The organism is Bacteroides sp. NSJ-48, from assembly GCF_014287405.1.
Taxonomy (GTDB): Bacteria; Bacteroidota; Bacteroidia; order Bacteroidales; family Bacteroidaceae; genus Bacteroides; species Bacteroides stercoris.
This window is the reverse complement of sequence record NZ_JACOOD010000069.1, coordinates 1-12,384: the sequence shown is the minus strand read 5'-3', so window position 1 is coordinate 12,384 and position 12,384 is coordinate 1. Positions and strand designations below refer to the sequence as shown.

Annotated in this window: 13 protein-coding genes, 2 tRNA genes and 1 pseudogene; 13 read left to right on the top strand and 3 right to left on the bottom strand. The window is 43.0% G+C overall.

Annotation, left to right across the window (positions count from 1 at the left end):
- Positions 1-168: 168 nt before the first annotated feature.
- Complete coding sequence (locus H8S52_RS18735) at positions 169-882, top strand: DUF5039 family protein (protein WP_117985318.1); 714 nt, start codon at positions 169-171, stop codon at positions 880-882.
- Positions 883-993: 111 nt separating this feature from the next.
- On the opposite strand, the gene mscL is transcribed toward H8S52_RS18735, so the two are convergent.
- Entirely contained in the window at positions 994-1,428 is a 435-nt protein-coding gene (mscL, locus tag H8S52_RS18730) for a large-conductance mechanosensitive channel protein MscL (RefSeq protein WP_005657926.1), read from the bottom strand.
- A 141-nt stretch (positions 1,429-1,569) separates the two neighbouring features.
- Between mscL and gap the strand changes: the two genes are divergently transcribed.
- The 7 genes from gap (at position 1,570) to H8S52_RS18695 (ending at position 8,772) form a co-directional block, all read left to right on the top strand.
- Positions 1,570-2,580 (top strand): type I glyceraldehyde-3-phosphate dehydrogenase, encoded by a 1,011-nt coding sequence (gene gap, locus H8S52_RS18725; RefSeq protein WP_005657928.1) that lies wholly within the window; start codon positions 1,570-1,572, stop codon positions 2,578-2,580.
- 141 nt (positions 2,581-2,721) lie between these two features.
- Positions 2,722-4,779 (top strand): M3 family metallopeptidase, encoded by a 2,058-nt coding sequence (locus tag H8S52_RS18720; protein WP_186910369.1) that lies wholly within the window; start codon positions 2,722-2,724, stop codon positions 4,777-4,779.
- Complete coding sequence (locus H8S52_RS18715; protein WP_117985314.1) at positions 4,776-5,300, top strand: DUF4847 family protein; 525 nt, start codon at positions 4,776-4,778, stop codon at positions 5,298-5,300. The genes H8S52_RS18720 and H8S52_RS18715 overlap by 4 nt, the downstream gene beginning before the upstream one ends.
- A gap of 13 nt (positions 5,301-5,313) precedes the next feature.
- Positions 5,314-5,751: a dCMP deaminase family protein gene (locus tag H8S52_RS18710; RefSeq protein ID WP_005657936.1), complete on the top strand. Its 438-nt coding sequence runs from the start codon at positions 5,314-5,316 to the stop codon at positions 5,749-5,751.
- Positions 5,752-5,802: 51 nt separating this feature from the next.
- The gene (locus H8S52_RS18705; RefSeq protein ID WP_118940174.1) at positions 5,803-7,539 is read left to right on the top strand and encodes a S41 family peptidase; all 1,737 of its coding nucleotides are present in this window, start codon (positions 5,803-5,805) and stop codon (positions 7,537-7,539) included.
- Entirely contained in the window at positions 7,457-7,990 is a 534-nt protein-coding gene (locus H8S52_RS18700; protein ID WP_050759569.1) for a 5-formyltetrahydrofolate cyclo-ligase, read from the top strand. Before H8S52_RS18705 ends, H8S52_RS18700 begins: the two co-directional genes overlap by 83 nt.
- Complete coding sequence (locus tag H8S52_RS18695) at positions 7,987-8,772, top strand: histidinol-phosphatase (protein WP_117985311.1); 786 nt, start codon at positions 7,987-7,989, stop codon at positions 8,770-8,772. The genes H8S52_RS18700 and H8S52_RS18695 overlap by 4 nt, the downstream gene beginning before the upstream one ends.
- Before the next feature lie 23 nt (positions 8,773-8,795).
- Here H8S52_RS18695 and H8S52_RS18690 read toward each other — a convergent pair whose 3' ends face one another.
- Positions 8,796-9,086: a DciA family protein gene (locus H8S52_RS18690; protein ID WP_005657944.1), complete on the bottom strand. Its 291-nt coding sequence runs from the start codon at positions 9,084-9,086 to the stop codon at positions 8,796-8,798.
- Positions 9,083-10,219: a DNA replication/repair protein RecF gene (locus H8S52_RS18685; RefSeq protein WP_117985309.1), complete on the bottom strand. Its 1,137-nt coding sequence runs from the start codon at positions 10,217-10,219 to the stop codon at positions 9,083-9,085. The genes H8S52_RS18690 and H8S52_RS18685 overlap by 4 nt, the downstream gene beginning before the upstream one ends.
- A 259-nt stretch (positions 10,220-10,478) precedes the next feature.
- Here H8S52_RS18685 and H8S52_RS18680 point away from each other — a divergent pair, with 259 nt between their 5' ends.
- The 5 genes and pseudogenes from H8S52_RS18680 to H8S52_RS20215 form a co-directional block, all read left to right on the top strand.
- Complete coding sequence (locus tag H8S52_RS18680; protein ID WP_016661517.1) at positions 10,479-11,162, top strand: tol-pal system YbgF family protein; 684 nt, start codon at positions 10,479-10,481, stop codon at positions 11,160-11,162.
- A 135-nt stretch (positions 11,163-11,297) separates the two neighbouring features.
- The gene (gene ribH, locus H8S52_RS18675) at positions 11,298-11,792 is read left to right on the top strand and encodes a 6,7-dimethyl-8-ribityllumazine synthase (protein WP_016661518.1); all 495 of its coding nucleotides are present in this window, start codon (positions 11,298-11,300) and stop codon (positions 11,790-11,792) included.
- 72 nt (positions 11,793-11,864) lie between these two features.
- A tRNA-Tyr gene (locus H8S52_RS18670) sits at positions 11,865-11,947 on the top strand.
- 8 nt (positions 11,948-11,955) lie between these two features.
- A tRNA-Gly gene (locus H8S52_RS18665) sits at positions 11,956-12,028 on the top strand.
- A gap of 115 nt (positions 12,029-12,143) precedes the next feature.
- Positions 12,144-12,264: pseudogene (locus H8S52_RS20215) on the top strand (Arm DNA-binding domain-containing protein); the annotation flags it as partial.
- Between the last annotated feature and the right edge of the window lie 120 nt (positions 12,265-12,384).

The window sequence follows — 12,384 nt, the reverse complement described above, 5'->3', positions numbered from 1 at the left end:
GATTCAGATGCCATAAATTCGGTTTCGAAGATATGGTGATTCTTATTGCTTGTGGATTACACAACTTTAGAATCAGTCACAAAATGAGTCATATAACAAATTAATCTATATAATGTCTAATAAAGAATTTATATTTGTCTCTGTTACTAAACCAAATATCTAAGCATCATGAAAAGAAACATCCTATCAGTGGTCTTTATACTTTGCTGCCTATTGCCGACAACAGCACAGTCCCTTTCCAAAACAGATTCACTACAAATTGAAATCGCCCAATTAGAAAATGCACTGGCAAACATACAGACTGATTTGCAAGAAAAAACTTTGCAGTACAATTGGGAAATTACAGAAAAATATATTGAATATTGCAAGAAACTCTACAAAATCACCAACTTCAACCGAGAACCCCGGCTGGTACAACTTGCCACTACCATAAAACCGGAAGAACTGGAACCTCAGAGATTAGCCTACGAAAAGGCTAAAAAAGAACTTGAAGCACTATTGACATCCTACCCGGAGTACATCACCCTCGATTCTTTATACAAAAGGGCCACCAACACAGAACAAAAAAAAGACCGCAAAGTTGCCTTGGACGGTTTCTATCAACGCATATACAATGAGGATAAGACTTACCGCCCGCTGCTCGAAAAAAAACGCAAGGCCCTCAAGGAGCATTATATTGCCTGTGCTTCCTATCTACTGAACGAATGTAAAAGAAACCGGGAAGTTGTACCGGAAATCTATGATTATAAGACAGCACGAATTCTCAAAGAGACCGATCCCAAACTCCGCCAACTATCCATAGAGATCAGTACACTTGAAAGCCTTCAACGGGAGACAATCCGTAGATATCAGAGATTGAAGTACAACCTGAAAGAAGACTAGGCAATAGTCCTTTTTTAATCCTGCAAAATCAAATATCCTCGAAAGAAACATTACTATCTTCCGAGGATATTTATATATATGAACTTCCTTATATTAAATAAAAAAACGTGATTATTTTTCTTTCAATATATCGCGAATTTCCGTCAACAGCACTTCTTCCTTACTCGGTGCGGGCGGTGCAGGAGGAGCAGCAGGCGTTTCCGCTTTTTTCTTTTCCGTCAGCTTGGTTATCAACTTAATAAACATAAAGATAGAAAAAGCGATAATGAGAAAGTCGAAAGTAGCCTGCAGGAAATTTCCGTAATTCAACGTTACAGCGGCTATCTCCTTGCCGTCCACTACTTCGGCAGGCTTCATCACCCATTTTAAATCGGTGAAATTCACACCGCCTATCAGCAAGCCCAAAGGAGGCATAATCACGTCAGCCACAACAGAGGATACAATCTTGCCAAACGCACCTCCGATAATGACACCGACAGCCATATCGACCACATTGCCTTTCATGGCAAAAGCCTTAAATTCCTGTAAAAATGAACTTTTTCCCATCTTTTCAATTATTTAATTATGATTTTGGATACGAATATAAAAACATTTTCTTACTTTTGCACCGCAATTCGTAAAAGAAATGCTGTAAAAGTTTGAAAGTTTAATTTTAAACATTATAAAACCCTTAAAAGTTTAAACAAAATGATTAAAGTAGGTATTAATGGATTCGGACGTATCGGACGTTTCGTATTCCGCGCTGCTCAGAAAAGAAACGATATTCAAATCGTTGGTATTAACGACCTTTGCCCGGTAGATTACTTGGCTTACATGCTGAAGTATGATACTATGCACGGTCAATTCGACGGTACTATCGAAGCTGATGTTGAAAACAGCAAGCTGATCGTTAACGGTCAATCTATCCGTATCACTGCTGAAAAGAACCCGGCTGACCTGAAATGGAACGAAGTAGGTGCTGAATATGTAGTTGAATCTACCGGTTTGTTCCTGACTAAGGAAAAAGCTCAGGCTCACATCGAAGCTGGTGCAAAATACGTTGTAATGTCTGCTCCTTCTAAGGATGACACTCCGATGTTCGTTTGCGGTGTTAACGAAAAGACTTATGTTAAGGGTACTCAATTCGTATCTAACGCTTCTTGTACTACTAACTGCTTGGCTCCTATCGCTAAAGTATTGAACGACAAATGGGGTATCACTGACGGTTTGATGACTACAGTTCACTCTACAACTGCTACTCAGAAGACAGTTGACGGTCCTTCTATGAAAGACTGGAGAGGTGGTCGTGCTGCTGCAGGCAACATCATTCCTTCTTCTACTGGTGCTGCTAAGGCTGTAGGTAAAGTTATCCCGGCTTTGAACGGTAAACTGACTGGTATGTCTATGCGTGTTCCGACTTTGGACGTTTCTGTAGTTGACTTGACTGTTAACTTGGCTAAACCGGCTACTTACGCTGAAATCTGCGCTGCCATGAAAGAAGCTTCTGAAGGCGAACTGAAAGGTGTTCTGGGTTACACTGAAGATGCAGTTGTTTCTTCTGACTTCTTGGGTGACACTCGCACTTCTATCTTCGATGCTAAGGCAGGTATCGCTTTGACTGATACTTTCGTTAAAGTTGTATCTTGGTACGACAACGAAATCGGTTATTCTAACAAGGTTCTTGACCTGATTGCTCACATGGCATCTGTTAACTGCTAATATACAGTTAGAAAATAATAAAAAATAGGCGGCTTCTTTTATGAAGTCGCCTATTTTTTTTGCACATTTGCAATTAATTTATTTTCTTCAAGAGATAGGTATATGACAAGACTTAAACTTACACTAATATTACTTTGTTTTATGACTATGATACAAGCCTCAAACCCTTTCTTTGAAAAGTATTCAACTCCACATGGAACTGTTCCTTTCAATCTGATAAAGACTGAACATTACGCACCTGCCATACATGAAGGCATCCGCCGGCAAAATGCAGAAATAGATGCGATCATCAATAACCCTGCTGCTCCGACTTTTGAAAACACGATAGTGCCCTACGAGAAGTCCGGAGAACTGTTGCATCGTGTCACTACCGTATTCGGCAATCTGCTCAGCGCCGAAACCAGCGATGAATTGCAGGAACTTGCCCGAGAAATCATGCCACTGATGAGCGAACATGAGAACAACATCAGCCTCAACGAAAAGCTATTTGCCCGCATCAAAGCCGCATATGAGCTGACAGACAAGAATAAACTTACTCCGGAACAGTCCAAATTACTGGAAGACATCTACACCGGCTTTGTCCGCAACGGAGCAAACCTGCAAGGAGATGCCAAGGAAAAGTACCGTAAATTGTGCAAAGAATTAAGCTTGTTGACACTGCAGTTCAGTGAAAATGTTCTGAAAGAGACAAACGACTACCAACTGGTGCTGACCAATAAGTCACAGTTGTCCGGTCTGCCTGAAAGCGCCGTTGATGCCGCCGCAGAGACAGCGCAGGAAAAAGGTGTGAAAGGTTGGGTATTCACCCTGCATGCCCCAAGTTACAGCCCTTTCATGACGTACGCCGACAACCGCGACCTGCGCCGAGAACTCTACATGGCATATAATACCAAATGCACGCACGACAATGCCTGCAACAATCTAGAAATCGTAAAGAAAATTGCCAACGTCCGCATGGAAATCGCCCAACTGCTGGGTTACGACAACTTTGCCGAATACAACCTGAAAGAACGAATGGCACAAAACAGCGACGCTGTATACAAACTGCTAAACCAACTGCTGGAAGCATATACACCCACCGCACAAAAAGAATATGCTGAAGTGCAGGCACTGGCACGCAACGAAGAAGGAGAAGGCTTCAATCTCATGCCATGGGACTGGAGCTACTATTCCCAAAAGCTGAAAGACCGGAAGTTCAGCATTAACGATGAAATGCTTCGTCCCTACTTTGAGCTAAGCAAAGTTAAAGAAGGAGTATTCGGACTGGCAAGCAAGCTGTACGGCATCACATTCAAGAAAAATCCCGGCATTCCTGTTTATCACAAGGATGTGGAAGCCTACGAAGTATTTGATAAAGACGGCACATATCTTGCCGTACTCTATACTGACTTTCATCCCAGAGCCGGAAAACGCTCCGGTGCATGGATGACGAGCTACAAAGGGCAGTGGACAGACGAGAAAAGCGGCGAAAACAGCCGTCCGCACGTATCTATCGTGATGAATTTTACCAAACCCACACAAAACAAGCCCGCCCTACTGACCTTCGATGAAGTGGAAACTTTCCTGCACGAGTTCGGACACAGCTTGCACGAGATATTTGCCAACTCCACTTACGAAAGTTTAAGCGGCACAAATGTTTATTGGGACTTTGTAGAACTGCCTTCTCAGTTCATGGAAAACTTTGCCATTGAAAAAGAGTTCCTGCACACCTTTGCCCGCCACTACCAAACCGGCGAACTCATCCCCGACGAACTGGTGCAGCGCATTGTAGACTCATCGAATTTCAACGTGGCTTATGCCTGCCTGCGCCAAGTAAGTTTCGGATTGCTGGATATGGCATGGTATACACGCAATACCCCCTTCGAAGGGGATGTTAAAGCTTACGAGAAGAAGGCTTGGGATAAAGCACAAATACTCCCTGTCGTAGAGGAAACCTGTATGAGCACCCAGTTCTCACACATTTTTGCGGGCGGATATTCTGCCGGGTATTACAGCTATAAATGGGCGGAAGTGCTGGATGCGGATGCTTTCTCGCTGTTCAAGCAATGCGGCATTTTCAATCCGGAAGTAGCCGACTCTTTCCGCCGGAATATCCTGTCGAAAGGAGGTACGGAACATCCCATGACACTCTACAAGCATTTCCGCGGACAAGAACCTACCATAGATGCGCTATTAATCAGAAACGGAATAAAAAGATGAAAGAAAAAATCAAAATAAAGACAATAGTCTGTTGCCTGATGATGACATCCATGCTTCTCGGCTTGGGCGCTTGCAACAATGAGGATGATGTAATGGAAATCTTCAACAACAAAACCTGGAAATTGGTTCGTATCGCCACCGAAAAAGGAAAAGAACAATTCTATCAAGGCTTGTGGAGCAACGAAAGTAAAGAAGAAATCGACCGTGAACTCAATACTTTCGGGGCAAAAGGAAACTACACTCTAAACTTTAACTGTGCCGAAGTGAACGGAGAAGTAACCGGTACGGTCAATGTCCATGCCGTCAATTCGAGCATCAATGATGCAGTTCTGAAAATAGACGGAAAGGAACATACCATAAGTATCAAAGGAAAAGTTATCGGTACAGAAAGCGATAAGTTGGCTAAAGTATTCATCAACGGTATACAGAATGTGTTCAAATACGAAGGGGATATACATAATATTACTCTTTACTTCAAAGACGGAAATACAACAAAAGTCATGGGATTTACAGCCCGCTAAATACAACTGAAATATGGACGAAACCAAGAGAAGTAAACAAGAAGCCTTAGACAAACGTTATATACGCATGGCAAGCATATGGGCGGAAAACTCATACTGCCAACGTCGTCAGGTGGGTGCACTCATCGTAAAGGATAAAATGATTATCTCGGACGGATATAACGGCACGCCATCCGGTTTTGAGAATGTATGTGAAGATGAAAACAATCTCACCAAACCCTATGTGCTCCATGCCGAAGCCAATGCCATTACCAAAATAGCACGCTCCAACAACAGCAGCAACGGTGCCACAATGTACGTCACGGCTTCTCCCTGTATAGAATGTGCCAAACTCATCATCCAGGCAGGAATCAAGCGTGTCGTATACTCTGAAAAATATCGTTTGGAAGACGGCATCGAACTGCTGAAACGTGCAGGTATCGAAGTAATATATATGTCAATTGAGAGTTGATAACTTCGTGCACAGCCAAATAGTAAATCGTAAAATATAGTACATATCATTATGGGTACAAAAAACTCTTCCCGTTTCACACCTCTCATTATTGCAATCAGTGTAGTAGCGGGCATACTTATCGGAACTTTTTATGCCAAACATTTCGCAGGAAACCGTTTGGGGATTATCAACGGCTCGTCCAACAAGCTGAATGCGTTACTGCGGGTGGTAGACGACCAGTATGTGGACAGCGTCAACATGACCGATCTGGTAGAAAAAGCAATGCCGCAGATATTGGCAGAACTTGACCCACACTCCACTTATATTCCCGCACAGAAATTGGAAGCAGTCAATTCTGAACTGGAAGGTAGCTTCAGCGGTATCGGTATCCAGTTTACCATACAAGAAGATACCATACACGTGAACAGCGTAATACAAGGCGGTCCGTCCGAAAAAGTAGGACTCATGGCAGGTGACCGCATTGTCATGGTTAACGACAGCCTGTTCGTTGGTAAAGGGCTGACTAATGAAAAAGCCATGCGCAATCTGAAAGGACCTAAAGGCACACAAGTGAAGTTAGGAGTGAAGCGCGCCACCGAAAAAGAACTGTTGGATTTCACCATTACACGCGGCGACATTCCCCAGAACACGATTGATGCCGCTTATATGCTCAACGATGATTTCGGCTACATACAAGTCAGCAAGTTCGGGCGTACCTCACACGTAGAACTGCTGAATGCCATTGCCCAGCTAAGCCATCAAAAATGTAAAGGTTTCATCATCGACCTGCGTGGTAATACCGGCGGTTACATGGAAGCCGCCACTCGTATGGTAAACGAGTTCCTTCCGGAAGGGAAACTCATCGTATATACACAAGGACGTAAATATCCGCGTATGGAAGAGTATGCCAACGGTACGGGTAGCTGCCAAAAGACACCGCTCGTTGTATTGGTAGATGAAGGTTCGGCTTCTGCCAGTGAGATCTTTGCAGGTGCTATTCAGGACAACGACCGGGGAACTATCGTTGGACGCCGTTCTTTTGGCAAAGGCTTGGTACAACAACCTATCGATTTCAGTGACGGTTCCGCCATTCGCCTGACTATTGCCCGCTACTATACTCCATCCGGACGTTGCATCCAGCGTCCCTACGAAAGCGGGAAAGACTCTAAATACGAAATGGATTGGCTGACCCGCTATGAACATGGAGAGTTCTTCTCTAAAGACAGCATCAAACTCGACGAAAACCTGCGCTACTCCACCGGACTGGGACGTCCCGTTTACGGCGGTGGCGGCATTATGCCCGATGTATTCGTACCCCAAGACACAACCGGAGTATCTTCTTATCTGATAGAGGTCAGCAACAGGGGGTTGATTATACAGTTCAGCTTCCAATACACCGACCGTAACCGTGCCAAGTTGAGTGCGTTCGAAAATGAACAGGATTTACTGAAATACCTGCGCCGCCAAGGTATTGTAGAGCAATTCATACGTTTTGCCGATTCCAAAGGAGTGAAAAGACGCAATCTGCTGATACACCGTTCCTATAAATTACTGGAACGGAACCTCTACGGCAATATCATCTACAATACGTTGGGTAAAGAAGCCTATATCCGATATATCAACGAGAGTGACGCTACTGTAAAGAAAGCGTTGGAAATCCTGGAACGTGGCGAAGCTTTCCCGAAAGCTCCGCTACAAGCCGATCAGGAAGAGGAGAATACCAATGGAAAAGAAAAAAGAACTGCGCAAGCGTATAGCTTTACTGAAGACCCTTCACAAATCTACCGCTACGCATCAATCTGCTGAGATACTTGCCGCTCTCGAAGCACATCCGGTCTTTAGAGCGGCAAGCATTATATTATTATATCACTCATTGCCGGACGAAGTACACACACATGACTTCATCAGAAAATGGAGTACAAAGAAAAAAATACTCCTGCCTGTTGTCATAGGTAACGATTTGGAACTTCGCGTATATACAAGTCCTGCCGACCTTGCTATCGGAGCGTATGGCATCGAGGAGCCTACGGGAGCATTGTTCACCGACTATGCCACAATAGACCTTGTCATTGTTCCGGGGGTAGCATTCGACCGTGACGGAAACCGGCTGGGAAGAGGAAAGGGGTACTACGATCGGCTGCTTCCCCGCATACCTTCCGCATACAAAGTCGGCATTTGCTTTCCGTTTCAAATAGTAGAAGAAGTTCCGGCAGAACCATTCGACATCCGTATGGACGAAATCATAACACAACAATGAAAACAAACTATCACACTCATACCACACGTTGCATGCATGCCGTCGGAAGCGATGAAGAATATGTTCTCAGCGCTATCAAAGGCGGTTTCCAGATACTTGGTTTCTCCGACCATACCCCTTGGAAGTACCGTACCAGCTACGTAGCCGATATGCGCATGCTTCCCGAGGAATTGCCGGAGTATATAGAAAGCCTGCAATATTTACGAGAAAAATATCGGGACCAAATCGATATAAAAATAGGCTTGGAATGCGAATACTTTCCCGAATATATCCCTTGGCTGAAAGAACAGATTAAAAAGTACCAGTTGAACTACATCCTTTTCGGCAACCACCATTTCCACACGGATGAAAAATTCCCTTATTTCGGACATCACACAAACAATCGGGATATGCTCGACTTGTACGAAGAGAGTGCTATCGAAGGGATGGAGAGCGGTCTGTATAATTGTCTTGCCCATCCTGACTTATTCATGCGCTCTTATCCCAAATTCGATCATCACTGTGCCACAATCAGCCGACATATCTGTCGGACCGCAGCCCGTCTTAACATTCCGTTGGAATATAACATCGGATATGTGGCATACAATGAGGAACATGGGTTAAACACCTATCCCTGCCCGAATTTCTGGCACATTGCTGCCAATGAAGGGTGCACAGCCATTATCGGTATGGACGCGCACAATAATAACGATTTAGAAGTTCCTATCTATTATGAACGTGCCTTACAAGAACTAAAGGAATTGAAGATTAAAACCACAGATACATTGAAGATGATGTATTAAAATGCCAACAGCAAGTACGCATATCACCGGAATATAATGTTAGTAATCACCTGCGCCCCCACATGCCGGTTCAGATTACGTACCAACAAATCTCTTCCCATCATCAGTTCCTGACGAAGGGCAGCAGAAGTAAGATGCACGTACAGCACCTGATTCTTTATGTAAAGTTCACGTGTATAAGAAGCAATGACCGGTCCCAAAACTTCTGCCCACGAGTTGATGAGCCGCCGTTCATTCAGCGGAGACTCCAAACTCTCCTGCCTCAGAAAGCTTCGTATCAGTTTTCCTATCTGTTCTGCATCATTCCGTTTCATGCTTCATTTTCCTCACCAACCGCTACCTGAGTCTCTACCATTTCCGAAATGTTACCTTTCTCTACACGGAACATTTTATAATCACTGCCCACCTTATGCAGAATACGATCCAAATGTTCACGATTGGTATCTGTTATAAAGATCTGTCCAAAGTTATCACCTGCCACCAGTTTAATTATCTGCTCTACACGCGACGCATCCAATTTATCGAAAATGTCATCCAGCAGCAGTAACGGAACTGTGGTACCCGTCCGTTTCAGAAAGTCAAACTGTGCCAGCTTTAGAGCTACCAGATACGTTTTATTCTGCCCTTGCGAGCCTTCCCGTTTAATAGGGAAATCACCCAGCAACATATTCAATTCATCTTTATGTATCCCACGCAGAGAAAATCCCATTACCTGATCCCGCATACGGTTCTCCTTTAATACAGCCAACAAAGAAGCGTCACGAGCATGCGAATCATAAGTTAACCCGACCTTCTCCTTATCCTGTGAAATAAACGAATAAAAAGACTGGAAAATAGGAATAAATTCCCTGATAAACTCTTCCCTCTTATGGAATACCACTTCACCTGCCTGAGCCATCATCTCCTCCCATACCAAAAAAAGTTCTTCCTCCACCGGCATCTCACTCTTAAGCAATGTATTCCGTTGTGCCAATGCTTTATTGTAGCGAATCAATGCATCCAAATATTCTTTGTCATACTGTGAAATCACTACATCCATAAAGCGGCGACGCTCATCACTACCTCCGCTTATCAAGGCTGAATCGGCAGGAGATACCATCACCAGCGGCAAGAAACCGATATGATCGGACAAACGTGTATACTCCTTTTTATTCCGCTTGAATTGCTTCTTCTGACGACGCTTCATGCCACAATAAATTTCTTCCGGCGTACCATCCGCAGCTTCGTAAAATCCCTGTATAACGAAAAAATCCGAATCATGCCTCATATTCTGCGAATCAATAGGATTCCCCGCACTTTTGCAGAAAGAGAGAAAATAAACAGCATCCAGCAAGTTTGTCTTTCCCATTCCGTTCTGTCCGAAGAAAGTATTTAGTTTCGGAGAAAAAGCAAGTTCTACCTGCTCCAGATTTTTATAATTAAGTATGGATATGCGTTTCAGTATCATATGACAGTTTATCGTTACTTTTCCCAGCAAAGATAATACAAACTGGGAGCAGAATAAAACGAATGCATTTATTTTATTCTGCCGAAGTACGGCTTATCTTCATTGTATCCTGAAAGACAACGGAAAACAAAATAAATCTATGGTTTTGGAATACAAAATAAAAAAAGATGCCGCTAAATTTCGTTGATAGCTATAAAAAACTTACTTTTGCGGGTCGAATTAGCTATTAATGAATAATAACAAAAAGAATATATAAGAAATGGCAGAACAAAAAAAGACGAACGAAGCCTTAAATGTGGAAGACGCACTTACACAATCAGAGGCATTTCTCATCAAAAACAAAAAGACAATTATTGGTGCTATTTTAGCTATAATCATCATTATAGCAGGTATAGTAATGTACAAGAACCTCTATGCAGCACCTCGTGAGGAAAAAGCACAGGCAGCCCTTTTTAAAGGACAAGAATATTTTGAAGCCGATGCTTTTGCAGAAGCCCTGAACGGTGACAGCATCGGTTACGTAGGTTTCATCAAGATAGCCGACCAATACAGCGGTACAGATGCAGCTAACCTTGCTAAGGCATATGCTGGTCTTTGCTATGCACATCTTGGCAAATTTGATGAAGCTGTAAAAGCATTGGAGAGCTTTGACGGAGATGACCAAATGGTAGCTCCTGCAATGAAAGGCGCTATGGGTAATTGCTACGCTCAACTCGGTCAACTCGATAAGGCATCTTCCATGTTGCTGAAAGCAGCTGATGAAGCAGATAATAATACACTTAGCCCTATCTATCTGAAGCAAGCCGGAGAAATTCTGGTTAAGCAGGGTAAGTATGACGATGCCATCAAAGCATATACTTCTATTAAGGATAAATACTTCCGTTCATATCAAGCTATGGACATTGATAAATACATCGAACAAGCTAAGCTCTTAAAGAAGTAATTCACACCTTATTTATAAGATATCTCGAGCACGGATTACACGGATATACACGGAAGTCAAAACTGTGAGTGCCGTGTAATCCGTGTTCTTCATTTATACGTTCCAATTTATTTAATTTTTAATCTTTAATTTATTATGGCTACAGCTTATCACAACCTTTCGGATTATGATTTCAATTCAGTGCCTAATGCAGAGAATATGAAATTCGGTATTGTAGTATCCGAATGGAATTACAATATCACCGGCGCTCTTTTAAAAGGAGCAGTCGATACCTTAAAAAAACACGGAGCTAAAGACGAAAATATCATGGTAAAAACCGTTCCCGGAAGTTTTGAACTAACTTTCGGTGCCAACCAACTTATAGAATACAGTGAAGTTGATGCTGTAATTGCAATTGGTTGCGTAGTTCGTGGAGATACGCCGCATTTTGATTACGTTTGCATGGGTGCTACGCAAGGCATCACTCAATTAAATGCAAGTGGCGATGTTCCAGTAATTTACGGATTAATTACCACCAATACAATGGAGCAAGCGGAGGATCGCGCAGGCGGCAAGCTGGGTAATAAAGGTGATGAATGTGCAATTACTGCAATAAAAATGATAGATTTTGCTTGGAGTTTACAAAAATAGTTGTACCTTTGCATCGCAATTGAGAAACAAAGCTACTTAAAGAGAGATTTAAAGTAGTTCTCAACAGCAAAAGGGCAAATACCAGAGTGGCCAAATGGGGCAGACTGTAAATCTGCTGGCTTACGCCTTCGGTGGTTCGAATCCATCTTTGCCCACTAAAATTGCGGAAGTAGCTCAGTTGATAGAGCATTAGCCTTCCAAGCTGAGGGTCGCGGGTTTGAGCCCCGTCTTCCGCTCTTCTGAAAATCAGATAGTTATCGCAAGATTTCTATCTGATTTTTGTTTTTAGGCAATGGCGGTTTGGCTATGGTTTAACCGAGTGAGTTCAACCAAGAGTTCAACCAAAATCTTATGAACGCAACGATTAATGTAGTATGCTATAAGTGGAAAACCTTAGCAAATGGTGAATACCCCATTAATGCTCCGCATCTGTAAAGACGGAAAAAAGAAATACCAAAGTTTAGGCATATCTGGGCTCAGTAGATTTTTAGCGGGGATTATTTTTTATACTCGTGAAGTATTGCTTACTTCGCATTATGAAAAACGATTATTTGAACATGCTAGCCAGCCTCGTGTTGCCTGCGCAGATATT